Raw genomic sequence first — 24,604 nt, forward strand, 5'->3', positions numbered from 1 at the left:
GACGGTTAAGCTCAATAAAGACATCAACTTGGGCGAAACCGGTTCTGTAACTATGGGCAACACCGTAGTCAACAATAGCGGTGTAACTATAGGCAGTGGTACGTCGGCAGTTACCTTGACTGATAAGGGCCTCAACAATGGCGGCAACCAGATCACTAATGTGGCCAGCGGTACAACCGGCAATACTTATGATACATCTGTAGCCGGTCAGGAAAATTACAACAACGCAGCTAATATTGGTGACTTGACCAACGCTGTCAACAATGCTGTCGAAAATATTACAGATGCAACAAAAGGCGGCGGTTTTGCCTTAAGTGCTGACGACAATAACTCTGTAAAACAGAATTTAGGCGATACAATTGCCATTGCTGGTGACGGTAATACCGTAACCTCGGTTAAAGATGGTAAGCTCGTAGTTGGCTTGAATAAGGATGTCGATCTTGGCACTGACGGTTCCCTCACGGCTGGCAATACGACCATCAATAATGATGGCGTGGTTGCGGATAAGATTGCGATTAACGATTCCGGTATCTCCATCGATAAAGATGGCATCAATGCCGGTGATAAGCAAATCAAAAACGTAGGCAGTGGTCTTGGGAATACCTATGACACGACTCAGCCAGGTCAGGAAAACTACAACAACGGTGCTAATATCGGTGACGTTTACGCCATTGCTAAGAGTCAGGCCGATGCAGAGAAAGCTCAATCCGGTAAGAACATTACTGTAGGTGATGATAACAAAGTTAACCTGAATGACAACATCACCCTTGGCAGTGATACCGATGCCTCCAAGCAGGTCAACATCGATGGCAACGGTGCAACCGTTACGGCCGGCAGCGGCGACAACCAGGTGAAACTGGATGGTTCTAAAGGCCAAATCTCCGCAGGCGGTGCCGTTCTGGGCAACCAGGAAAACACGGCTGGCGACAAAAATCCGGCAACGGGTAATTACCTCACAGGTTTGGATAATACCACCTGGGATGGCAATAATATTCAGTCCGGCCGTGCTGCTACGGAAGATCAGCTGAAGACCGTTAGCGATAAAGTCAATAAGGGTCGTGTATTCCAGGGCGATGATGGTGCCGATAATAGCGTCACCGTAGGCCTGGGCGATACCTTGAAACTTACCGGCGGTGCTGATTCGAATCGCTTGTCTGATGGTAACATCGGTGTCGTAAGAAATAGCTCTAACGATGGACTCGACATCAAACTTGCCAAGAACTTAACGAATCTTGATAGTGTAACGACCGGCAATACGACAATAAATAATAATGGTCTTACCATTAAGACCGTTGACAGCGATCGTAACATCACTATCGAAGACAGCAATATCAACATGGGCAACAACGTCGTAAGCGGCGTGGCTGACGGTACGGTAGCCGCCGGTTCGACCGAAGCTATCAATGGCAGCCAGTTGGCTCTCCGCGACCAGGCTATCAACAGCTTGGGCGGTACGGTCAATAAGCTCGATAACCGTATCAACCGCGTCGGTGCCGGTGCAGCTGCTTTGGCAGCCCTCCATCCGCAGGACTTCGATCCTGATGATAAGTGGGATTTCGCCTTCGGCTATGGTCACTATCGCGGCGCTAACGCCGGTGCTTTCGGTGCCTTCTACAAACCGAACGAAGATACAACCTTCTCGGTCGGCGGCACTATCGGCGGCGGTGAAAACATGGTCAATGCCGGTATTTCCTTCAAGGTAGGTCAAGGCAACAACGTATCTAATTCTCGTGTTGGCATGGCTAAGGAAATCAAACACCTCCGTGATGACGTAGCGAAACTCGAAGACATCGTCAATCGTCAGAGTCAAATGATTAATCAGTTGACCGGTCAGAATCCTGGCACGATTGAGTCTAAGGGCAACGAACTCTTCCCGGATGTTCCGGCTAACCACTGGGCTTACGAATACGTTACCAAGCTTCATAATCTCGGCATCATTGAAGGATATCCTGATGGAAACTTCGATGGTAACCGCATGATGACCCGCTATGAATTTGCAGCAGTTGTTTATCGTGCCATCATGGCAGGCGCTGCATCGAATGCAGCCCTCCAGGGCGACGATACGTTGGATCGCTTGGCCAACGAATTCTCTGCAGAACTCAAGTACATCCGCATCGATACGATCGCTAAGGATAAAGACGGGAAACCGACCATCCAGCGTGTCCGCATCGTTCCGGAAAACAAGCAAAACTAATCCTGTTTCTAAGGGTTCCTCTGGAGGATCTTCTGATTCTCATATAAAGTTGCGGCTGTCTTTTGGCAGCCGCAATTTTTTTGTACCAAGGGAGAATGTTCCTCTTCAAAGACATATAGAATAGACGGCAGCATGCCAAAAAGAGCCCTGTATTCCTCTCCCATACCGACGGACGGTGTGGGGGAGGGATAAGGGCTCTTTCATTATTCCATATTGACAGATCTTGCTGGGTGAAGCGTCAGGCTTGCTGCCGTTTTAGTCGATGGAGATCAACTGATACTTGTCATTGCCCATCTTTAATTTCCGCATGGCCGTCAACTGGTGCAGGCCGTGGCGGGATTCGATTCGTTCTACCAAATCGTGCTTATCTCTTTCCGGCTGGTCATAGACCCAATCGACGCTGGCTTGATCGATGGCCAGGATATCCGTCGAAGCCATCATGCCTAAATCGGGGATGACCGGTTTTGCAGCCGAAGTACCGGCGCAGTCGCAGTCGACAGACATAGAGCGCAGGACATTGAGGAAGACGATGTGTTTTCCGAAGTAGTCACAAATGGCTTTGCCGCAGTCGGCCATGTTTTCCATAAAGCCTTCTTCGAGGACCATGTTGTCCGACCAGTCGGAACCGACGGGGACGCGGGATTCATGGAAGGCGTGGACCTGTCGTTTGCCTACCTGACCGTCGGCACAGCCGATGGCGATGTTTTTCAGCGAACCGCCGTAGCCGCCCATGGCATGGCCTTTAAAGTGGGTCAGGACGATCATGGAGTCATAATCGGTAATATTGCGGCCTAAGGATACTTCCGAAAAGTGCAGGCCGTTGCGGACGGGCATCATGACGTTGCCTTTTTCATCCAAGATGTCGACAGGGCAGAAATTCCAGCCATTGACCTCTAAGGTGCGGCGGTGTTTTTCTGTCGTATCGCGGTCGCCCGGGTAGAGCGTATTCGTTTCGACGATGCTGCTGTTAGGAACCTGGGCCTGGAAGGCTTTGACCATGTCGCGAGGCAGGATATAAGGGCCGTGTTGTTCACCTGTGTGGACCTTGATAGCCGTCTTGCCGTAAATGCCTTCATTGATCTTCTGGTACAATTTAATCAAGTGTTCGGCGTCGATATGCTTGGTGTAATAGACTTTGGCATAAGAGCCTGCCTGACCGGATTGAGCCGTCGTTTCCTGACTGCCTACGACCGGCGCCTGGGCCATGGCCGGTAAGATATTGGCTTTTCCTAAAGCGACGCCGAGAGCTGCACTGCCGGCTAATTTTAAAAAGCCGCGCCGAGTTATATTTTCCATAATACGTAACCTCCTGTGTGAATGATGTAACCGGCGTCAAAGCTTGAAGCTGCAATGGGAATCAGCACTCTTGCAGACATTTTGCAAAAGACATGGCGGCGTCGATTTTTGGTGTGAAATGTTTAAAATCGCCTGTTCTTCTTTTTTGGAAAAAGGCAGTCTATAATTAGAATTTTCCTTCGTCGTACAATTTAATTTTCCAGTTCAAGTGGTCCAAGGCGTCTTGGATATCCTGTAAGTTGCTTTGGAGTTGTTGGCGTTCGTGGATTAAAATTTCCCGCCGCTCCTTGCGAGTGGCGTCACCTTGCTCGAAAAGCTCCATATAGCGCGTCAGGCCGGAAATAGAAACGTTAGCTGCCCGCATGCACTTGATAAAAGCGATGCTCTTGCAGTTTTCTTCACTATAATCGCGGACGCCGTTCTTATCGCGGGGCACATTGCGGATGAGCCCAATCTTTTCGTAGTAACGAAGCGTGTCCGGCGAGATTTGAAGTTGTTCACTTACATCTTTTATTTTCAAGGTAGTCCCTCCTTTGTAGTTCATTATAACGATTGGAGTCGTCTCCAAGTCAAGAGAAAAATAAAAATAATCAAAAGGACTTGCCAAGATGGGGGAGATGCGTTATAATAATAAAGTCGCATGACAAATTCATATTGAGGGCGGTTAGCTCAGTTGGTTAGAGTATCTCGTTGACATCGAGGGGGTCGATGGTTCGAATCCATTACCGCCCACCAAAGCAAACATATCCGAATGTGGTAGAAATGCCAGTTCGGATATGTTTATTTTTTTGCCTTGACAAGGGTATCTCGATTGCGCGGGGTGAAGATGAATGTCTATTCCTAAATGATATTGGTAAAATTTTCACAAATAGTGTATTCTGTAGATGTAACTGAGATTGGACGGAATCCGTGGGATCCGTACCGCATATTGTCTCGGTTGCGCATTTTATTAATTTCATAGCATGTCGCTTGGATCGAAAGACTGGGACGAATTTTGTAAACGTAGGCTTTTTGTGCGCATTCCCGGGAGGAATGCGCTTTTTTGAGGGAGTACATCATGCGTTTAGGGATTATTGGTGCCGGCAGAGTCGGCACTTCTTTTGTTTTAGCCATGCCTTCAGCTGTTGAGGGTATTCTTTGTTCCACAAAAGAACATACGACGCAGCGGGCGCAGTCCCTTAAGGTCAAGGCCTATACGGACGGGGCAGCCCTTCTTCGGAACTGTGATGTTCTGCTGCTGACGGTACGGGACGATGTGATCGGGAGTGTGGCCGCATCGCTGGCGGACTCGCTGACTGGCGCTGATCGGCGTGAGACCTGCATTCTTCACTGCAGCGGTGCCATGGACTTGTCTTCTCTTGAGCCGCTCTCGGCTTTGGGGTATTCTGTGGGCAGCCTTCATCCGCTGCAGAGCTTTGCCGCGCCGTCGGGAGATTTGCTGCGCCATATTTATATGGCTGTCGACGGCGATGATAGGGCCAAGGAAACGGCTCTGTTTCTCGTCAAGGCCTTGGACAGTAAACCTCTTTTTGTGCCGCAGGAAGAACGCGTCCTCTATCACGCAGCCGCCTGTTTTTGTTCCAATTACGTCGTGACGGCCGTTGCCTTGGGGCAGCGACTCATGCGGCGCTGGACGGAGACTGACGGAGAGGCAGCACAGTCCTTGATGCCCCTCCTCAAAGGGACGGTGGGAAACCTTGAACGTACCGATCGCTGGCAAAAGGCCCTGACCGGCCCTGTGTCGCGCGGCGATACGGGGACCGTGGCCAAACACCTGGACGCCATGCCGAAAGAGCTGGTCGGGCCTTACTGTGCCTTTAGCCGGGCTGCCGGAGAACTCTCTTTAGAAAACGGAACGATTACGGAAAACCAGTATGAAGTACTGAAACAAATCCTTGCGATGGCGGAAGGAGTTCACGAATGAACAAGAAAGTAACGAATCTGACCATCAAGAAAATGAAGGGGGAAGGGACTCCCATTTCCATGATTACGGCCTATGACTACGTCATGGCGCAGAATGTCGACGAAGCCGGGATCGACATGATCCTCGTCGGCGATTCTCTGGGCAACGTCGTCATGGGCCATACGTCGACGCTTCCGGTAACCATGGACGATATGGTTCACCATACGGCAGCTGTCGTCCGTGGGACGAAACGGGCCTTGGTCGTCGCCGACATGCCCTTCATGAGCTATCAGGAAAGTGTCTGCCAGGCCCTTCACAATGCCGGACGTTTGATGAAGGAAACGGGCTGCGATGCCGTAAAATTAGAAGGTGGCGCCAGTGTCTGTGAAGCCGTTAAAGCCATGACGACGGCCGGGATTCCTGTCGTCGGCCATATTGGCCTGACACCGCAGTCGGTCCATCAGCTCGGCGGCTACCGCGTACAGGGGAAAAATGCCGAAACGGCCAAACGCCTGATCCAGGAAGCCCTGGCTTTGGAAGAAGCCGGTGCCTTTGCCATCGTCTTGGAATGCGTCCCGACGGATATTGCCGCTGAAATCACGAAAGCCTTGAAGCAGGCGGCTACCATCGGCATCGGGGCCGGTAATGTCTGCGACGGTCAGGTTCTGGTCTGCACGGACCTCCTCGGTATGAGCGGCGGTTTCCGTCCGAAATTCGTCAAGACCTATGCCAACCTTCATCAGACCATCGTCGATGCTGTAAGTCAGTATATCAAAGACGTCCAGGATCGGAGCTTCCCCAATGAGGAATACAGTTTCGATGTCGACCCGGAAGTCGTTAAGGCCATGAAAGAGTAGGCTGATTTTTCGAATCGCCCGTAGAGCCCTGTCTTTTTGGACAGGGCTTTTTTTCGTATTTTCAGGGTGGCTCGAAGGCCCTTGCGATACTTGCATAAAGCGGCTTTGTGCCGCCGATTGCGATTGACTTGCGTATGTAATCATTGTACAATTAATGAAAGAAAAGGAAGCGAATTACAGAGGTCGTTTGTCCAAACGCACGCGTACCGCCTGCCCGATGAAAGGGGAGTACTGCGGCGTTTTTTTCTTAATCGACCTGTATATTATTAGGAGGCTATGCTGAATGAGGCATGATCTACGCGACGTCTGTATGCAGATACGGCGGGATACCGTGCGGTCTATTTACCGTGCCGGGTCGGGCCACCCGGGCAGCTCCTTATCGGCTGTCGAACTTATGGCCACCCTCTATTTTACCGATATATTTACGTGTTTCCCCGACAGGCCTCATGCGCCGGAACGGGATCGCTTTGTCTTGTCGAAGGGCCATGCGGCGCCGGCTTTTTACAGCACCTTGGCTCATAAGGGCTATTTCCCCTTGGAATGGCTCGATACGCTGCGGACGGTCGGAAGTCCTCTTCAGGGCCATCCCAATCTTCAGAAGCTGCCCTGTCTGGACTGTGCCGTCGGTTCTTTAGGGCAGGGGCCGTCCATTGCCAACGGCATGGCTTTGGCCTTGAAGCTGAAAGGAAAGCCTCAGCAGGTATTCTGTCTCATCGGTGACGGGGAACAGCAGGAAGGACAGGTCTGGGAAGCGGCAGCTTTTGCCGGCCAACACCACCTGGACAACGTCTGTCTCATCGTCGACTGCAATGGATTACAGCTCGTCGATTCCATGGCTGATATTAAGGACATGGAACCCATGGATGCCAAGTGGGAAAGCTTTGGCTGGCATGTCCTCCGCGTCGACGGTCACGATACGGATGCCCTCTATGATGCCTATGGGGCGGCGAAAGCCCGTTCTGATAAACCGACGGTCATCTTGGCCAAGACCGTCAAGGGCAAGGGCGTTTCTTATATGGAAAACCAGGCCGAATGGCACGGTGCTGCGCCCGATGAAGCCCAGTACGCTCAGGCCATGAAAGAATTGGAGGTGCGGTCATGAACCGGGTACCTATGCGTGACGGCTATGGCAAGGCCCTCTTAGAGTTATGCCGCCTTCACGACGACGTCATGGTCCTTGACGCCGACGTTGCCAAGTCGACGCGGACCGAATGGATTCGCAAGGAATTTCCTGATAAATATATCAATGTCGGTATTTCGGAACAGGATCTCGTCGGCACGGCAGCCGGCCTGTCTTTGACGGGCTTCGTTCCCTTTGTGTCGACGTACGGTGTCTTTTTGACCGGCCGCGGCTGGGGACAGATTCGCAATACGGTCTGCTACAATAAACTGAATGTCAAGCTCGGCGGGGCTCACGCCGGTATTTCTGTCGGCCCTGACGGGGCGACCCATCAGGCCTTGGAAGATATCGCCCTCATGCGGGTCATCCCCAACATGACGGTCATCACGCCCTGTGACTGGTGGGAAACGTACAAGGCGACCCTGGCCGTCTATGATATCAAGGGGCCGTCGTACGTCCGCTTTGGCCGCAATCCGGCACCGGTCATTACGTCGGAAGACACTCCCTTTGACCTCTATAAGGCGGCGATTTTCCGCGATGGTCGCGATGTGACTCTCTTTGCCAACGGCCTCATGGTCCATGAAGCCCTGGTGGCAGCCGAGGCTCTTGAAAAAGAAGGGATTTCGGCCCGCGTTGTAAATGTCCGCATTGTAAAGCCCCTCGACCTCGATACGATCTGCACCTGTGCTGCTGAAACGGGGGCAGCCGTCGTCTGTGAAGAACATCAGATTATGGGCGGCCTCGGCGGCGCCATTTGTGAAGCCTTGGCCCTGCACCATCCGATTCCGGTCGAACTAGTCGGCATTCAGGACCGCTTCGGCGAATCGGGGAAGCCCGATGATTTATTGAAGGCCTATAATTTGTCGGCAGAAGATGTCATTGCTGCCGCCCATAAAGTTATGAAAAGAAAATAATGATGAAGCTGCTCATCCTTTATGAACGGGAAGAGCAGCTTGTTTCATATCCGGCATAAATAAATGAACCTCGTGCCAAGTTTGCATAGTGTTTTGAAAGGCATGCAAAATCGGTAATTGATTGGCTATTTTAAGCGAGTATTGTATAATAGTTATAACATCTTTTTGGAGGCGAGTTATTTTGTACACGAAAGCGTTGTTGACAGACCTGTATCAGTTGACGATGATGCAGGGCTTATTTTTTGAAGGCAAGCACGAGCAGCAGTGCGTGTTTGACCGCTATTATCGAAGTAATCCTTTTAAAGGAGGGTATACGGTCGTCGCCGGGTTGGAACATCTCATCGACTATGTAGAAAACATCCACTTCAGCGATGATGACCTGGCGTACTTGAAGGGTACGGGCTTTTTCCGCCAGGAATTCCTGGACTATTTGAAAGAGTTGCGCTTTACCGGCGATATTTATGCCATGCCCGAAGGCACCGTCGCCTTTCCGCAGGAAGTCCTCCTGCGCGTCCAGACCAAGAAGGACGAAGCCTTGCTCTTGGAAACGTGCATGTCCATGATCATGAACCATGAAAGCCTTATTGCCACGAAAGCTCGCCGCGTTCGGACTGTTGCCGGCAATGACAATCTCATGGAATTTGGCCTGCGCCGCGCTCAGGGGAAATCGGCTGGTATCTATGGCGCTCGTTCGGCTATGATCGGCGGCTTCAATGGGACTAGTAACGTCCTGGCTGGGGCAAAATTCGGAATGCCGGTCTTAGGGACCATGGCGCACAGCTGGGTCATGAGCTTCTCGTCGGAACTGGAAGCCTTCCGTCAATATGCCAAACAGTATCCCAACAACCTCATCTTGTTGGCCGATACGTATAATACGTTGAAGCAGGGCGTTCCCGATGCCATTACGATCTTTAAGGAAATGAAGGAAGCCGGCACTTTGCCTAAGGTTTACGGCATTCGCCTCGACAGCGGCGACTTGGCTTATCTCTCGAAGGAAGCCCACAAGATGTTTACGGCTGCCGGGTTCCCGGACGCCGTCATCGCAGCTTCGAATGACCTTGATGAAAACCTCATTTTTGAATTAAAAGGTCAGGGCAGCGCCATCAATTCTTGGGGTGTCGGCACCAACCTCATTACGGCTAAGGACAGCCCGTCTTTGGGCGGCGTCTTCAAACTCGTCGGCCAGTATGACGACGGCAAGTTCGTACCCAAGATCAAGATGAGCGACAATGCCGAAAAAATTTCTAATCCGGGCCTCAAGAACGTCCTTCGCGTCTATGACAAGAAGACCGGTAAGATGAAGGCCGACATCATCATCCTCGAAGGGGAAAGCATCGATGAATCGAAGGATTTGCTCTTGAAGAGCGACAAGGCTCCGTGGCGTTTCCGGACGATTCCGGCCGGTACCTACCGGGTTCAGCAGATGTTGATCCCTATTTTTAAACAGGGTAAATTGGTATATAAAAAACCGAATCTCAAGGATATCATGACCTATGCCGACGAACAGATTCAGACTCTGTGGCCTGAATACTTGCGGCTGGTCAATCCGGAAGAAATGTGGGTCCAGCGCAGCAGCAAGCTGTCGGCCCTGCGGGATGCCGTGTTGAAAGAAGAATCGGCTCATTTCTTCTAAGCCGGCCATCGAGGGGACGATGGCCAAACAGGGAGGCTCTTTCTGCTTTCTTTTCCGCAGCTGCTCTTTGGGGCCTTGGCGGGAAGAGGGGAGAAGGCGCCTTTTCTGCACTATTGTATAAGGGGGAATCCTTATGGTTTCAACAGATACGCGCAAGAAATATGAAAAACTGCAAGCTATATTAAGCTCCATGGGAAGCGTCGTCGTCGGCTTTTCCGGCGGCGTCGACAGCACCTTTTTGACCTGTGCCGCTCATCAAGCCTTAGGCAATAAGGTTTTGGCCGTCACGGCCGTATCGGCAACCCTCCCGGGGAGCGAAGCCGCTGACGCTACGGCTATGGCGGAATTCATCGGCGTGGAACACCGGTTGGTCAATTCGACGGAGTTTGAAGATCAAAAATTCGTCGACAATCCGCCGGAACGCTGCTATTACTGCAAGAAAATCCGCTTTACGGCCCTGGTCAATCTGGCCAAGGCTGAAGGCTATCAGTGGGTCATCGACGGCGGCAACGTCGACGATCTCGGCGACTACCGGCCGGGGATGAAGGCTCTGGAAGAGTTGTCCGACGCCGTCCGCAGCCCGATGATTGAAGCCGGGTTGAATAAGGCCGATATCCGGGCCCTGTCCAAGGAATTTGGCCTTCAGACCTGGAACAAGCAGAGTGCAGCCTGCCTTGCCAGCCGCGTTCCTTATGGGGTTCGCCTGACGCCTCATTTATTGGCTCAGATCGACGCCGCCGAAGCGGCCGTTGCTCCCTACGTTCAAGGGTCGCTGCGCGTCCGCTATCACGGCGACGTGGCTCGTATCGAAGTCGGGTTGGACGAAATCCCGTCGGTCTTGGCTCACCGTGAAGAAATCGTCCGGGCCATTAAGGATACGGGATTTTCCTACGTAACCCTCGATCTCGGCGGCTATGAAATGGGAAGTCTCAATGATGTCATCGATACCGATGAGGAAGTAAAGTGATATGGCGATTACCAAGAAAGTAAAAGACGAAATGCTCCAGCGTTTCCAGGATCAGTACGGCATCATGAAGCCGGCTCTGCATTATAATTCGCCCTTTGAACTGATGATTGCCGTCATCTTGTCGGCTCAGTGTACGGACGAACGGGTCAATATCGTGACGGCGGGCTTGTTCCCGGAATATAATACAGCGGAAAAGATGCTGTCTTTAGGCCTTGACGGTCTCGAAGAAAAGATTCGGACCTGCGGCCTCTATCACAGCAAGGCCAAGAATATTCTGGCCAACTGTGCCATCCTCTGTGATGAGTATGGCGGCGAAGTACCGCAGACCTTTGAAGAACTGGTGAAACTGCCCGGCGTCGGCCGCAAGACGGCCAATGTCCTGGTCAGTGTCTTGTTCGACATTCCGGCCATCGCCGTCGATACCCACGTCTTCCGCGTTTCCAATCGACTCCAACTGGCAAAGGGCAAGACGCCCCTTGAAGTGGAAAAGGGACTGCAGAAGGCCATTCCCAAGGAATGGTGGAGTCGGGCGCATCACTGGCTGATCTGGCACGGCCGTCGGGTCTGTAAGGCCCGAAAGCCCTTGTGCGACGAATGCTTCCTTTCTGATTTATGTCCGGGAAGTCAAAGTAAGTCGTCGAAACAGTGATTTTGTTAAAAAGTTATTGACAAACAGCGAAAAGTTTTATAAAATACTACCAATACATACAAAAATTTCATACCGTGATATCCAGAGCAGCTGAGGGATGGGCCCGATGACGCTGCGGCAACCTGCCGACGGTAAGGTGCCAATTCCTACAGGCTATTCCTGAAAGATATGATGTGAATTGAGGCGCAGCTTGAGGGCAGCGCCTCTTTTTTTGTATGATGCACTTATTCTTTATGATGGGGTTGGGGGGACTTTTTATGAATGATTCTTGCAGCAGACAGACGATTCGCAAACGGGACGTCATCATCTTGGGCTTTGCCTTCTTTGCTACGTATTTTGGGGCCGGTAACCTTATTTTTCCGCCGCTCTTGGGACTCAACAGCGGCAGCGATTTCTTGTCGGGCCTGGCTGGCTTGACCTTGTCGGGGATTTTCCTGCCGATTTTTACACTCATCGTCATCGGCCTCAACGGTGACGTCCACACCATTACGGATAAGGTCGGCAAGTATACGTACCGCATCCTCTTGGCGGCGCTGATGCTGGTCTGTACCTTCGTATCCATCCCGCGGACGGCTGCGACGGCAATCCAGCTCGGCGTTCAGGGCAATTTTCCGGCAGCGCCCATGATTCCCTTAGTCGTCGTCTATTTTCTGCTCTGCTATTTCTTCGTCGCCGATCCGCGTAACGTCATGGACCGCATGGGGAAATATTTAACGCCGGCCTTGGCCTTCATCTTGGTGGCCATTGCCATTGTCGGGATTTTCTTTCCCTTGGGGACTCCAGCGGAACCGGCCGTCGACAATCCTTTCGTCAATGCCTTCCTCGGCGGCTACAATACGGGCGACGTCTTGGTCAGCTTTATCATGGCTGCCGTCTTCATCAGCTCCATTCACGGCAAGGGCTATACGGCAGTGGGCCAGCGCAATAAGGTCCTCATCTACTGCGGTATCGTATCCTTCGTTCTGCTGCTCATTATCTACGGCAGCCTGCTCTACATGGGGGCCAGCGTCAGTCAGTTCTATCCTCAGACCATCGGCCGGGCTGAGCTCTTAGTGGCCATCATCCAGCGCATCGGCACCTGGGTCATGATTCCCATGGGCCTGGCTGTCGTCCTGGCCTGTCTTACGACGGCCATCGGCCAGATTGCTGCCGTTGCTGAATTTACCAGCACGACGTCCGGCGGCCGCGTCAGCTATAAAAAAGCGGCGGTGGCCTGCTCGCTTCTGTCGGCCCTGACGGCCTTCCTCGGCGTCGACGGCATCGTCACCTACATCGGTTGGATCTTCGGCGTCGCCTATCCGCCGTGCCTGGCTCTGCTCGTGTTAGGCATCATCGGGCCCGTCCTGCCCAATCATGGGGCGTATAAGGGTTCGGTCTACTTGGTCACTCTCTTTGCCTGCTTGGAATCCCTGCCGGGCCTGAGCGGCCTGGCCTTCTCTAAGGCCATCGTGGCAGCTGTGCCGCTGTCGGCTTACGGTTTTGGCTGGATCATTCCCTTTGTAGGCGGCCTTATCGGAGGTTCGCTCTTGGGGCACTTTACATCGGAAACAGAGGCCTTGGAAGCCGAGGCAAAATAACGGTAAAGGCATTGTACTCAAATTTTTCAGAGGACAATGCCTTTTTGGTTGCACAATGGAGAATTTCTATCTATAATGGTAGCATAAATCAGCACAAAGGAGGTTTTTTCATGGACTTAAAGAAATTGTATATCGACGGCCAATGGGTAGCACCCTTATCCGGCCAATACATCGACGTTGAAAATCCGGCGACGAAAGAAACTTTCGCCACCGTTGCCGCTGCCGGTGAACAGGATGTCGCCGCTGCCGCCTTAGCTGCAGCCAAAGCATTTCCTGCTTGGGCGGCAAGACCGATGGAAGAACGAATTGATTTTATGAGAAAATTGCTTAAAGAGCTCATTCAATTTGAACCGCAGATGGTCGATGCTGTCGTCAACGAATTGGGGATCCCTGTTTCCTTCGTTAAGACCAATCACATCGGCTACCAGTTCGTACGGACTCAGTCTTATATCGACTTGGCACCGAAGCTGCCTTTAGTCGAAAAACTGCCCCAGTCCGTTGTATACCGCCGTCCCTTAGGAGTTATCGGCTGCATCACGCCGTGGAACTATCCTTTGGGCCAGATCATCCAAAAAGTCATTCCAGCTATTTTGGTCGGTGCGACGGTCGTCTTGAAGCCCAGCCAGTCGACGCCGGTAACGGCTTATTATCTGGCCGAAGCCTTTGATCGGGCAGGATTCCCGAAGGGCGTCTTCAACTTCATCCCCGGCCGCAGTGGTGAAATCGGCAATGCCATCTGCGACGATCCCAATATCTCTATGATTTCCTTTACGGGTTCGACGAAAGCGGGCATCAAAGTATCCCAGCGTGCCTTGGCGACCATGAAGCGTATCAGTATGGAATTGGGCGGCAAGTCGCCGTTCATCATCCTGCCCGGGGCCGACTATGAAAAGGCGGTCCGCATGTGCTTCAACTCGCTGCTGCTCAACAGCGGTCAGACTTGCACGGCCTTGTCGCGATTGATCATTCCCAAGGAAGCAAAAGCCGAAATCGAACAGATCATCCTCAAGGTCCTGCCGGAATACACTGTCGGCGACCCGACCTTGGAAACGACGAAAGTCGGCGCTGTCGCTTCGAAAGAACAGTGGAATATCGTCGATTCTTACATTGCTAAGGGCATCGAAGAAGGGGCTACAGTCCTCGCCGGCGGCCGTCCGGAACCGCCTGAAAAGGGGTACTTCATCAATCCGACGGTCTTCACCGATGTGACCAACGATATGACCATTGCCCAAGAAGAAATCTTCGGGCCTGTCCTCTGCGTCCTCACCTATGAAGGGGTCGACCAGGCACTGGCCATCGCTAACGACACCAAGTACGGCCTCAACGGCGCCGTCTGGGGTCCTGATAAGGAAGAAGCCACGAAGGTTGCTGAAGGCATCCTGTCGGGCAACATCTACGTCAACGGCAGCCCGCGCGACGTCACGGCGCCTTTTGGCGGCTTTAAGGACAGCGGTCTCGGCCGTGAAGGCGGCAAAGACGGGATGTTGGAATTTACGGAACCGCAAGCCATTTTTAACGCATAAACTATTGTAGAGGAGTTATTAGCTATGAATTTTGATGAACAAGCCATGAATATCCGCCGAGGCAAGCAAGGCATTCTTGAAACCTTCCCGCGGGCGGTTTTAAAGACTACCGATGATTTGAGTGTGCTCTACACGCCGGGCGTAGCTCAGCCGTGCCGGGAAATCACCAAAGATCCGGACCTGTCCTTTGACCTGACCTGCCGGGGAAATATGATTGCCGTCGTATCCGATGGGACCCGCGTCCTCGGTTTGGGCGACATCGGTCCGGAAGCGGCCATGCCGGTCATGGAAGGGAAATCCATCCTGTTCAAGGTATTCGGCGGCGTCAATGCCGTTCCCATCTGCCTGGACACCAAGGATCCCCAAGCGTTCATCGAAACGGTCAAGCGCCTGCAGCCGTCTTTTGCCGGCATCAACTTGGAAGACATTTCGTCGCCGAAATGCTATGAAATCGAAGAAACGCTGAAGCGGGAGATGGACATCCCCGTCTTCCATGACGACCAGCACGGCACGGCCATCGCTGCCTTAGCTGGCGTCATCGGAGCCCTGCGCTTCGTCAAAAAAGACCTCAAGACGGCTCGTATCGTCATCAACGGTGCCGGTGCTGCCGGCGCTTCCATCGGCCGCCTCTTGGTCCGGGCCGGTGCTGAAGACGTCACTATGGTCGACCGTCCGGGCATCCTCTACGCCGGTATGGAAGGCCTCAATGCCGTCCAGGCGAAACTGGCCGAAGTGACCAACCGCTCCCGGAAGCAGGGGACCTTGGCCGATGCTGTCAAAGGCGCGGACCTGCTCCTCGGTGTTTCGGCACCTCATATTTTCACGAAAGAGCTCATCGAATCCATGGCTGACGATGCCATCGTCTTTGCTATGGCCAACCCCATTCCCGAAACGGACTATGCTTCGGCTAAAGCTGCCGGTGCCAAAGTCGTCGGGACTGGTCGTTCCGATGCGCCCAACCAGATCAACAATGTCATGGTCTTCCCGGGCATCTTCCGCGGTGCTATGGCCGTCCGGGCCCGCAGCATCAACGAGGATATGAAACTGGCCGCAGCCTATGCTATCGCGTCCTTAGTTTCTGACGACGAACTGGCTGAAGACCATGTCATCCCTAACGCTTTTGACGAACGAGTAGCTCCGGCCGTCGCAGCAGCCGTCGCCAAAGCGGCCATGGATAGCGGTGTCGCCCGCATTACTCGCGACCCTGAAGACATCCGCCGGGAAGCAGCAGAAACGATTGCCAAGTTCCGCGCCGTGTCTGAATCGGTCAACGCATAATATAATACTATAAAGAGAGCCGTTTCCTGAGTCTATTGACTTGGGAAACGGCTCTCTTTTGGTTCTGTGTCAAATGTTAGGGAACTCTAAGCTATCCGCTGTGATTGGCTGTAGTGAGTCTTTCTCTCTTGACCATTTTTATACGTCGTAAGTGAAGGTCAAATCTTTTTTGATATCGGGGTGGAGGCTTCGTCCGACGATGCACATATCTCTTGTGGCGGCTTCGATGGAGCTGCGATGCTTTTCATCGACGGATTTGGGTAAATGGAAGTGGACGCCGATGTGTTCAAGCCGGAAATTTTTGTCATCGACGGCGGTTTCGGTATCGGCATAGGTTCCGGTCAGGTCGCAGTTCATTTGTGATGCCACTGCCGCCATGATGGAGATGGCGCAGGAAGCGTAGGTGTCGGCCAAGAGTTCTGCCGGGGAATACGTTTCTTCATAGCCACCGTAGCTGGTCGGGCCGTCGGTGAGCACGGTCTGTTTCTTTTTAGCATCGTGAAGTTCGTTGCGAAGATGGCCTTTGCATAATACGTAAGACATGGGATTACCTCCTTTGAAGCGAGTATTAAAATAATGTAATATATGCGTGTAGTATATGGGCCGTAACCCTTTGCTTCATTGTACCATAACACCGGGGAACACGTCTGGGATTTTACCGATTTTTTGGATTTGATTTTCCGTTAAAAAGGGGAGATTATGCCACGTCAATCGGTTTTGATATTTATTTTGACTTTTTGACCTATATTCTCTTGACAAAAGATTTGGGTCATGCTATCTTATATATAGTCTTAGAGGTCAAATAGTCAGAACGCTAAGAAAAGTCAAATGAGCAAGAGGTGAGTGGTCATGAACTTGGATGCACGAAAACAGAAGATACTGCAAGTCATCGTTCAGGACTACATCGCCTCTGCTGAGCCTGTCGGGTCACGGACGATTGCCCGTAAGTATGATTTGGGCGTCAGTCCGGCGACGATCCGCAACGAGATGTTCGATTTGGAAATGATGGGATATTTGGAACAGCCGCACACGTCGGCCGGCCGAGTCCCGTCTTTGAAGGGCTATCGGCTCTATGTCGACTGCCTTCTCAAGCCGACGAAGATCACGGAAGCGGAAAAGAAGTTCGTCCAGTCCTGGTTTCAAGATAAGCTGAGCAGTGTCGATGAAATCTTTCAGTCGACGGCCAAGCTCCTGGCGAGGATTACGCACAACGTCACCTTGATCATGGCGTCGGAGCGGCTCAACTCCAAGTTGAAGTACATTCGCTTCCTGCCCCTCGATGACAGAAGGGCGATCATGATCGTCGTCACTGACACGGGACAGGTTGAAAATTGTATTTATCCGAAGCCCCGCGGGGCCAGCATGGATGATTTGAACATCATTGCTCAAAAGCTGACCAACTATCTGACCGGTACGGCCATGGACCGCATCGATGAAAAGGCTATCGAAACATTTCATGAAACCATCGTCGACGACGTCGAACTGTATCGGCTGGCCTTCCGGGCCATGGAGCAGACGCGCCGCCAAGGAGAGCATTTCTACAAAGGCGGTACGACGGAGCTGCTCAACAAGCCGGAATTTAAAGACGTCGACAAGGCCAAGAGCCTCTTTACCATGTTGGAAGAACAGGACATCGTCGCCAACATCCTTCACGATGAAGGCGAAGGTCAGGCTGTTACCGTCCGGATCGGTGAGGAAACGAAGCTGTCGCCAATCAACGACTGCAGCATCATTGAAGCGACCTTTACCGATCACGATGTCGTTCTCGGCAAGCTGGCCGTCTTAGGACCAGCCCGGATGGAATATGCCAAGATCATCGGCCTGTTGGATTTCATGAAACAGCATATGACACAGATGCTGTCCCATTACCAGGACGAGACGTAAGGAGGAGTACCGAACGAGATGAGTAACGAAGAGAAAAAAGATACTGTATTACAGGAAGAAGCGAATAAAGTAGCAGAAGACGCTGCTAAGGAAAAAGCCGAAGCCGTAGACGCTCAGGCGGCAGATGAGGGCGCTGCGCAAGCAGAACCGGATGCCAATGACGGCGCTGACAAGGCCGATGCGGAAAAAGCCGCAAAGTTTGAACAGCAGTTCGTTCGCCTGCAGGCTGATTTTGCCAACTATAAGAAGCGTACTGCTTCCGAAAAGCTTCAGATTTCGGAAGTCGTCAAAATGGATGTCCTCAGCCGGATCCTGCCGGTCATCGACAATTTTGAACGGGCTCTAAAAGCCCCGACGGATGCCGTTTCCGACGATGTACACTCCTTTATCGAAGGGTATGAAATGATTTACAAACAGCTTATGGCCGTCCTTGAAAAGGAAGGGGTCACGAAAATCGAAGCTGTTGGTAAACCTTTCGATCCCAACTATCATCAGGCTGTCATGCGTGTGCCCAGTGACGAATACGATGACGATATCGTCGTAGAGGTCCTTCAGGAGGGCTATCTCCTGGGTGAAAAGACCTTGCGTCCGGCCATGGTTAAAGTTGCATTTAACGGTTAATTATCGTTTAGTATAAGAATGGAGGAATCTTTTATGAGTAAAGTTATTGGTATTGACTTAGGTACGACAAACTCCGTAGTCGCTGTTATGGAAGGCGGCGAACCTACGGTCATCACGAATACGGAAGGTTCTCGTCTCACCCCGTCGGTTGTCGGTTTCTCAAAGACCGGCGAACGCCTCGTCGGCCAGTTGGCAAAACGCCAGGCCGTTTCTAACCCGGAAAACACCATTGCCTCGATCAAGCGTCACATGGGCGAAAACTACACCGTTGACGTTCAGGGCAAAAACTATACGCCGCAGGAAATTTCGGCTATGGTCCTTCAGAAATTGAAGGAAGACGCTGAAAGCTACTTGGGCGAAAAAGTAACCCAGGCCGTTATCACGGTTCCGGCTTACTTTAACGACAGCCAGCGTCAGGCTACGAAAGACGCCGGTAAAATCGCCGGTCTCGACGTTCTCCGTATCGTCAACGAACCGACGGCAGCCGCTCTTGCTTATGGCCTCGATAAAGGCGGCGACGGCAAGATCCTCGTATTTGACCTCGGCGGCGGTACATTCGACGTCTCGATCCTCGAACTCGGCGACGGCGTCTTTGAAGTAAAGGCTACCAACGGCAATACGAAACTCGGCGGCGACGACTTCGACAACAAGGTCATGGATTGGATGGTTGACGAATTCAAGAAACAGACCGGCATCGACCTCTCGCAGGATAAGATGGCTGACCAGCGCTTGAAAGAAGCTGCTGAAAAAGCAAAAATCGAATTGTCGACGGTCCTTTCGACCAACATCAACCTGCCCTTCATCACGGCTGACGCTTCGGGCCCGAAACATCTCGACCTGACCCTGACCCGTGCTAAATTCAACGAACTGACGGAAGACCTCGTCCATGCTACGATGGAACCGACGAAGAAGGCTATTGCCGACTCCGGTCTCAGCATCGACGAAATCGATAAGATCATCCTCGTCGGTGGTTCCAGCCGTATCCCGGCCGTTCAGGAAGCCATCAAATCGATCCTCGGTAAAGAACCGAGCAAGGGCGTAAACCCTGACGAATGCGTTGCTATCGGCGCTGCTATCCAGGCCGGTGTCCTCGTAGGTGACGTCAAAGACGTTCTCCTCCTCGACGTTACGCCGTTGTCCCTCGGTATCGAAACCCTCGGTGGTGTCTTCACCAAGATCATCGAACGCAATACGACAATCCCGACCTCTGGCAGCCAGGTATTCTCGACGGCAGCCGACAATCAGCCGTCCGTTGACGTCCACGTCCTTCAGGGCGAACGTGAAATGGCTGCTGACAACAAGACCCTCGGCCGCTTTGAACTGACGGGCATTCCGGCAGCTCCGCGTGGAGTACCTCGTATCGAAGTTACTTTCAACATCGATGCTAACGGTATCGTAAACGTTTCGGCAAAAGACCTCGGAACGGGTAAGGAACAGAAGATCACTATCAAATCCTCTTCGGGTCTCGACAAGAGCGAAATCGACCGCATGGTCAAGGAAGCTGCTGCTCACGAAGCCGAAGATAAGAAACGTAAAGAAGGCATCGAAGCGAAGAACAACGCCGACTCCCTCATTTACCAGGCTGAAAAGACCATCAAGGATATGGGTGACAAAGCCGACGCTGCTAAAGTTTCGGAAATTAAAGACAAAATCGCCGACTTGAAAGAAGCTGTAAAGAGCGACGATGTCGATAAGATCAAGGCTGCTTCGGAAGCATTGACCAAACCGCTTTACGACTTGACCAGCGAAATGTACAAGAACGCTGATGCAGCTTCGCAGCAGGCACAGCCGGAAGGCGGCAGCGCTCAGTCCGATGCCGGCGAAAGCCAGAAGCAGGATGACAATGTAGTAGACGCCGATTACACCGTAGTTGACGACGATAAGAAGTAAGATAGATAAGAGGGGCTTCTCAGATGAGCAAAAGAGATTACTATGAAGTGCTCGGCGTTTCCAAAGACGCCAGCGATGCGGAAATTAAAAAAGCTTTTAAAAAGCTGGCCCTCAAGTATCATCCGGACCGCAACCCTGATGATCCGAAGGCGGCTGAAGAAAAGTTCAAAGAAATCAACGAAGCCTACAGCGTCTTGTCTAATTCGCAAAAACGCGCCCAGTACGACCAGTTCGGTCCGGCAGCCTTCCAGAATGGGAACGCTGCCGGTTCCGGTGCTGGTTTTGGTCAGGGCGGCTTCGGAGGATTTGGCGGCTTTGGCGGTTTCGGCCAGGGCGGTCAGGGCTTCGGTGGCTTTGAAGATATCTTTGATTCCTTCTTTGGCGGTCAAGGCGGCCGGCAGTCGTCCAATGGGCCTCAGCGGGGCGCCGATCTGCGCTATGACGTAGACATCGCCTTGAAGCAGGCTGCTTTTGGGACGGAAATGGAAATTGAAGTTCCCAAGGAAGAAACGTGTGACCACTGTCACGGCGAAGGTGCCGAACCGGGCAGCAAGGTCGATACCTGCCCTGACTGTCACGGTACAGGCCAGCAGCGTGTCGTCCAGAACACACCCTTTGGCCAGATGGTCAATGTCCGCACTTGCAGCCGCTGCGGCGGTACGGGCAAGATCATCCATGACAAATGCAAGAAATGTCATGGTTCGGGAACGGTAAAAGTTCGCAAGAAACTGAAGATCAAGATTCCTGCCGGTGTCGATGACGGCGCACGCCTGCGCGTTGCCGGCGAAGGTGAACCGGGTACCCGAGGCGGCGGTCACGGCGATCTGTACGTCTACATCTTCGTTCGCCGCGATCCGAAGTTTGCCCGTGAAGGAAGCGACATCTTGTCAGAAGAAACGATTTCCTTTGCTCAGGCAGCTTTGGGGACCAAGATTCCTGTCGAAACCCTGGATGGAAAAATCGAGTTGAACATTCCGGCCGGCACCCAGACCGGTACCTTGTTCCGCATTCGCGGCAAGGGCATTCCGGTCCTCGGCGCCAAGAACCGCCGCGGTGATCACCACGTCCGGGTTACGGTTTCCATTCCTAAGAAATTAAACGACAAACAGCAGGAACTCCTGCGTGAATTCGCCTATGCCGGCGGTGAAACGTGGGTGGGGGAGCCAAAGTCGGCTGAAAAGAAGGCCGATGACAGTGCTGTAAGCAATACGAAAAAAGACACCAAGAAGAACAAGAAGAGCGTCTGGAACAAGCTGAAAGACGATTTGTTTCAGAGCTTGAGAAAAGTATGGGGCGACTTCTGTTGGAGTTGGGCCCGATTAAAAGAAGATCTGTAAAGATGAAGGGAGCATAGACGATGCAATGGAATGAAGTCGATTTGCTCGTTTCCCCAGTGGCCACCGATTTGGTGGCCCTTCTTGTTTATGAATGTGGCAGCAACGGTTCGGTCATCGACGATGAACAGCCGGACTCTGAGGGTCGCGTCCGCATTACAGCGTATTTCCCGCTGGCACAAGAAGGTTTGGTGGAAACGATACGAGAAAAAATGAACGCCCTTGAAAGCCGCGGCGCCGACCTCGGCAACTGGCAGGTCATCGAAAAGAACGTCAACGATGAAGACTGGCTCTTTGCCTGGCAGGATCATTTCCATCCCAAGAAGATCTCACGCCATTTTTGGGCGGAACCGGCTTGGGAAAAAGCGTCGCCGGAACCGGGAGAAGATGTCCTTACCATCGATCCCGGACTCGCTTTTGGCAGCGGCTTTCACGATACGACCTGTCTCTGTGTCCAGTACCTGGAAGATACGGTACAACCGGGCGACATCGTCTTTGACATCGGAACGGGTACGGGAATTTTGGCCATTGCAGCTGCTAAATTGGGAGCCGCTCATGCAGCAGCCGTCGATTTTGACAGTGCCGCTGTCGCCCAGGCCCGGGTCAATGCAGCCATTAACGGCGTCGAAGATAGGCTGTCCATTGCCAACAGCGACCTTTTGGCGGCCATCCCTAAGGGACAAAAAGCCGACGTCATCGTGGCCAATCTGGTGACCAATGCCGTCTTGGCACTCTTGCCGACGGTGGCTCCTTATTTAAAAGACGGCGGCACGCTCATCGTCAGCGGTATCATCGACGACCGCATCGACGAAGTGCGGGCGGCTGCCGAAAAGGCCGGGTTTGTATGGGCTGATGAACAGCTCCGGAGCGGCTGGTATGCCGTAAAATTGACGAGGTGAGATCATGCGCAAGATTTTTACGGATTTTCCGATTTGCGGTACCTTTGAACTGTCGGCTGACGATGCCCGTCACGTCGTCCTCGTCCTGCGCCACACCGTAGGCGACACCATTCCTGTGACCGACGTGACCGGGACCACCTATGAATGCTTCATTACCCGCATCGAAGGTCATTCGGCCTATTTGACGCCGGCTAAAAAGTTATCTGAGCCGGCGGCTTCGGTAGGAACGGTTACTTTGGCAGCCGGCATCTTAAAAGGTGATAAGTTCGACTGGGTCATTCAGAAGGCGACGGAGCTTGGCGTCAGCCGAATCGTTCCTGTACAAATGGAATATTGTGTAGTAAAATTAGATGATAAACGGCAGAAGTCCCGGCTTGAACGGTGGCAGCGGCTGGCACTGGAAGGGGCTAAGCAGTGCGGCCGCGACGACGTGCCCGATGTGGCACCGGTCATGACCTTTACGGATTTTGTCGACGCTTATGCCGACCGGCGCTGCATCCTTCCCTATGAACGGGAAACGGCGCCGCTGTCCGAAGCCTGCCGCGACGTGCGGACCGGTGATGTCGTCATTGCCATCGGTCCCGAAGGGGGCTATGCCGAGAAGGAAATCGCCTACGCCGGGCAGCATTTTGCCTGGTGCCGCACGGTTTCTCTCGGTCCGCGTATCCTGCGGGCTGAAACGGCGTCGCTGACGGCCTTATCTATCATTATGTACGAAAGAGGATTCAAGTAATGCCAACTATTGCTTTTGCGACCCTGGGCTGTCGTGTCAACCAATACGATACGGACAGCATACGGGGCTTATTTCTACAAGCTGGCTTTGAAGAAGCTGATTTTAACGGCCCTGCCGACGTCTACATCATCAATACCTGTTCGGTCACCCAAGTCGGTGAAAAAAAGTCTCGCCAGCTCATCCGGCGGACCAAGAAGCGCAATGAAGCGGCTAAGGTCATCGTTACCGGCTGTTATGCCCAGCTCGATCCGGAGCTGCTTTCGTCTATGCCCGAAGTCGATGCCGTCGTCGGGACCAATGAACGAAAACGCATCGTCTCCATCGTCGGCGAGTTGATTGCAGGCGGCGGTGATGAAGCCTTTACGGCCGTCCACGACGTGCGCCGTCACGATGAATTTGAGGAAATCCCCCTCTATCCGTCGGCTGTTGAACATACGCGGGCAGACCTGAAGATACAGGAAGGCTGCAATAATTTCTGTGCCTACTGCATCATTCCCTATACCCGCGGCGCTTTGAAGTCTCGCCGTCCCGATGCCGTTATTGCCGAAGCCAAACGTCTCGTCGACGCCGGTTTTAAGGAAATCGTCCTGACCGGCATCCACCTCGGTGCCTATGGCCGTGATCTCGACGATCATCCGTCTCTGGCCCACATCCTCGACCGCTTGGTCAAAGAAACGGATGTAGCCCGTATCCGCATGGGTTCTATCGAATCGCTGGAAATCGACGACGATATGATTGCCGTCATGAACAGTTCGGATCGGATTTGCCGCCACCTGCACCTGCCGCTCCAGGCGGGATCTGATGCGGTGTTAAAGGCCATGAACCGTCATTATACGGTCGCTGAATACGAAGCCTTGATAGCCCGTCTGCGCAGCCGTATCAATGGCCTGACCGTTTCGACGGACCTCATCTTAGGCTTTCCCGGTGAAACAGAGGCCCTGTTTGAAGACACGATGGAAACGCTGAAACGCCTCAACTTTTCCCATATTCACGCCTTTCCCTATTCGCCGCGAAAAGGGACGCCGGCAGCAACTATGGAAGGCCAGATCGATACGGCAGAAAAGAAGCGCCGCGTCGAATTGGTCAATGAATTGTCGGCCCGTCAAAAAGCAGCGCTCCTCGAATCCCTCGTCGGGACGAACGCGTTGGTCCTCGTCGAAACCCAGGAGGGGACAGATGGTGAAGGCTTTACGGGAAATTATGAACGCGTTGCCCTTAGCGGACTTTCGGAAGGCGCACGGGGGACGGTCGTTTCCGTAGCCCTTGTCGGAACCGATGGCAAGAAGCTCTTGGGAAAGGCCCTTTGATTGAAAGGGCATAGCCTGACTTTGC

The 24,604-nt window shown here is 52.8% G+C and carries 21 protein-coding genes, 1 tRNA gene and 1 riboswitch; of the genes, 19 read left to right on the forward strand and 3 right to left on the reverse strand.

Annotation, left to right across the window (positions count from 1 at the left end; translation table 11 throughout):
- Positions 1–2,194, forward strand: a 2,194-nt coding sequence (locus HMPREF3201_RS12025) for a YadA C-terminal domain-containing protein (protein ID WP_231726840.1), incomplete at its 5' end; no start/stop codon positions are given.
- A gap of 255 nt (positions 2,195–2,449) precedes the next feature.
- Here the strand turns inward: HMPREF3201_RS12025 and HMPREF3201_RS09060 are convergent.
- Both HMPREF3201_RS09060 and HMPREF3201_RS09065 read right to left on the reverse strand, forming a co-directional pair.
- Positions 2,450–3,490: a DUF362 domain-containing protein gene (locus HMPREF3201_RS09060; RefSeq protein ID WP_062412754.1), complete on the reverse strand. Its 1,041-nt coding sequence runs from the start codon at positions 3,488–3,490 to the stop codon at positions 2,450–2,452.
- Between the two features lie 166 nt (positions 3,491–3,656).
- Positions 3,657–4,010, reverse strand: coding sequence for a MerR family transcriptional regulator (locus HMPREF3201_RS09065; protein ID WP_062412755.1), 354 nt, complete (start codon positions 4,008–4,010; stop codon positions 3,657–3,659).
- 138 nt (positions 4,011–4,148) lie between these two features.
- Between HMPREF3201_RS09065 and HMPREF3201_RS09070 the strand changes: the two genes are divergently transcribed.
- From HMPREF3201_RS09070 to HMPREF3201_RS09120, 11 genes are all read left to right on the forward strand, one after another.
- Positions 4,149–4,225 (forward strand) — tRNA-Val (locus tag HMPREF3201_RS09070).
- A 322-nt stretch (positions 4,226–4,547) separates the two neighbouring features.
- On the forward strand, positions 4,548–5,414 hold the full coding sequence (locus HMPREF3201_RS09075; protein ID WP_227163092.1) for a Rossmann-like and DUF2520 domain-containing protein: 867 nt from the start codon (positions 4,548–4,550) through the stop codon (positions 5,412–5,414).
- Positions 5,411–6,250: a 3-methyl-2-oxobutanoate hydroxymethyltransferase gene (gene panB / locus HMPREF3201_RS09080; RefSeq protein WP_062412756.1), complete on the forward strand. Its 840-nt coding sequence runs from the start codon at positions 5,411–5,413 to the stop codon at positions 6,248–6,250. The genes HMPREF3201_RS09075 and panB overlap by 4 nt, the downstream gene beginning before the upstream one ends.
- Positions 6,251–6,533: 283 nt before the next feature.
- Positions 6,534–7,352 (forward strand): transketolase, encoded by an 819-nt coding sequence (locus HMPREF3201_RS09085; RefSeq protein WP_062412757.1) that lies wholly within the window; start codon positions 6,534–6,536, stop codon positions 7,350–7,352.
- Positions 7,349–8,284 carry a transketolase family protein gene (locus HMPREF3201_RS09090; RefSeq protein WP_062412758.1) on the forward strand — a complete coding sequence of 312 codons (936 nt, stop codon included), beginning with the start codon at positions 7,349–7,351 and terminating at the stop codon, positions 8,282–8,284. The genes HMPREF3201_RS09085 and HMPREF3201_RS09090 overlap by 4 nt, the downstream gene beginning before the upstream one ends.
- A 181-nt stretch (positions 8,285–8,465) precedes the next feature.
- A complete protein-coding gene (locus HMPREF3201_RS09095) occupies positions 8,466–9,917 on the forward strand; it encodes a nicotinate phosphoribosyltransferase (RefSeq protein WP_062412759.1) in 1,452 nt (483 codons plus the stop codon).
- 133 nt (positions 9,918–10,050) lie between these two features.
- Entirely contained in the window at positions 10,051–10,884 is an 834-nt protein-coding gene (larE, locus tag HMPREF3201_RS09100; RefSeq protein WP_062412760.1) for an ATP-dependent sacrificial sulfur transferase LarE, read from the forward strand.
- Position 10,885: 1 nt separating this feature from the next.
- Positions 10,886–11,533 carry an endonuclease III gene (nth, locus tag HMPREF3201_RS09105; RefSeq protein ID WP_062412761.1) on the forward strand — a complete coding sequence of 216 codons (648 nt, stop codon included), beginning with the start codon at positions 10,886–10,888 and terminating at the stop codon, positions 11,531–11,533.
- A gap of 74 nt (positions 11,534–11,607) precedes the next feature.
- A riboswitch (SAM riboswitch) is annotated at positions 11,608–11,706 on the forward strand.
- An 84-nt stretch (positions 11,707–11,790) separates the two neighbouring features.
- Positions 11,791–13,110, forward strand: a complete 1,320-nt coding sequence (locus tag HMPREF3201_RS09110) for a branched-chain amino acid transport system II carrier protein (protein ID WP_062412762.1) — start codon at positions 11,791–11,793, stop codon at positions 13,108–13,110.
- Positions 13,111–13,220: 110 nt separating this feature from the next.
- The gene (locus HMPREF3201_RS09115) at positions 13,221–14,633 is read left to right on the forward strand and encodes an aldehyde dehydrogenase family protein (protein WP_062412763.1); all 1,413 of its coding nucleotides are present in this window, start codon (positions 13,221–13,223) and stop codon (positions 14,631–14,633) included.
- Between the two features lie 24 nt (positions 14,634–14,657).
- Positions 14,658–15,911 (forward strand): NAD(P)-dependent malic enzyme, encoded by a 1,254-nt coding sequence (locus HMPREF3201_RS09120; protein WP_062412764.1) that lies wholly within the window; start codon positions 14,658–14,660, stop codon positions 15,909–15,911.
- A gap of 138 nt (positions 15,912–16,049) precedes the next feature.
- Here the strand turns inward: HMPREF3201_RS09120 and HMPREF3201_RS09125 are convergent, their stop codons facing one another.
- On the reverse strand, positions 16,050–16,454 hold the full coding sequence (locus HMPREF3201_RS09125; protein ID WP_062412765.1) for an OsmC family protein: 405 nt from the start codon (positions 16,452–16,454) through the stop codon (positions 16,050–16,052).
- A gap of 306 nt (positions 16,455–16,760) precedes the next feature.
- On the opposite strand from HMPREF3201_RS09125, the gene hrcA reads away from it, so the two are divergent.
- Genes hrcA through mtaB form a run of 7 tightly spaced genes read left to right on the forward strand, consistent with a single transcriptional unit; the run spans position 16,761 to position 24,579 of the window.
- A complete protein-coding gene (gene hrcA / locus HMPREF3201_RS09130; protein ID WP_062412766.1) occupies positions 16,761–17,795 on the forward strand; it encodes a heat-inducible transcriptional repressor HrcA in 1,035 nt (344 codons plus the stop codon).
- A gap of 18 nt (positions 17,796–17,813) precedes the next feature.
- A complete protein-coding gene (grpE, locus tag HMPREF3201_RS09135) occupies positions 17,814–18,416 on the forward strand; it encodes a nucleotide exchange factor GrpE (protein ID WP_062412767.1) in 603 nt (200 codons plus the stop codon).
- A 33-nt stretch (positions 18,417–18,449) separates the two neighbouring features.
- Positions 18,450–20,306 (forward strand): molecular chaperone DnaK, encoded by a 1,857-nt coding sequence (gene dnaK, locus HMPREF3201_RS09140; protein ID WP_062412768.1) that lies wholly within the window; start codon positions 18,450–18,452, stop codon positions 20,304–20,306.
- Positions 20,307–20,329: 23 nt separating this feature from the next.
- Positions 20,330–21,643 carry a molecular chaperone DnaJ gene (gene dnaJ / locus HMPREF3201_RS09145; RefSeq protein WP_227163090.1) on the forward strand — a complete coding sequence of 438 codons (1,314 nt, stop codon included), beginning with the start codon at positions 20,330–20,332 and terminating at the stop codon, positions 21,641–21,643.
- Positions 21,644–21,663: 20 nt separating this feature from the next.
- Positions 21,664–22,539, forward strand: a complete 876-nt coding sequence (prmA, locus tag HMPREF3201_RS09150) for a 50S ribosomal protein L11 methyltransferase (RefSeq protein ID WP_062412769.1) — start codon at positions 21,664–21,666, stop codon at positions 22,537–22,539.
- A gap of 4 nt (positions 22,540–22,543) precedes the next feature.
- Complete coding sequence (locus tag HMPREF3201_RS09155) at positions 22,544–23,272, forward strand: 16S rRNA (uracil(1498)-N(3))-methyltransferase (protein ID WP_062412770.1); 729 nt, start codon at positions 22,544–22,546, stop codon at positions 23,270–23,272.
- Positions 23,272–24,579 (forward strand): tRNA (N(6)-L-threonylcarbamoyladenosine(37)-C(2))-methylthiotransferase MtaB, encoded by a 1,308-nt coding sequence (gene mtaB / locus HMPREF3201_RS09160; protein ID WP_062412771.1) that lies wholly within the window; start codon positions 23,272–23,274, stop codon positions 24,577–24,579. The genes HMPREF3201_RS09155 and mtaB overlap by 1 nt, the downstream gene beginning before the upstream one ends.
- The last annotated feature ends 25 nt before the right edge of the window (positions 24,580–24,604 follow it).

Source organism: Megasphaera sp. MJR8396C (assembly GCF_001546855.1).
In the GTDB taxonomy this organism is placed as follows: domain Bacteria; phylum Bacillota; class Negativicutes; order Veillonellales; family Megasphaeraceae; genus Megasphaera.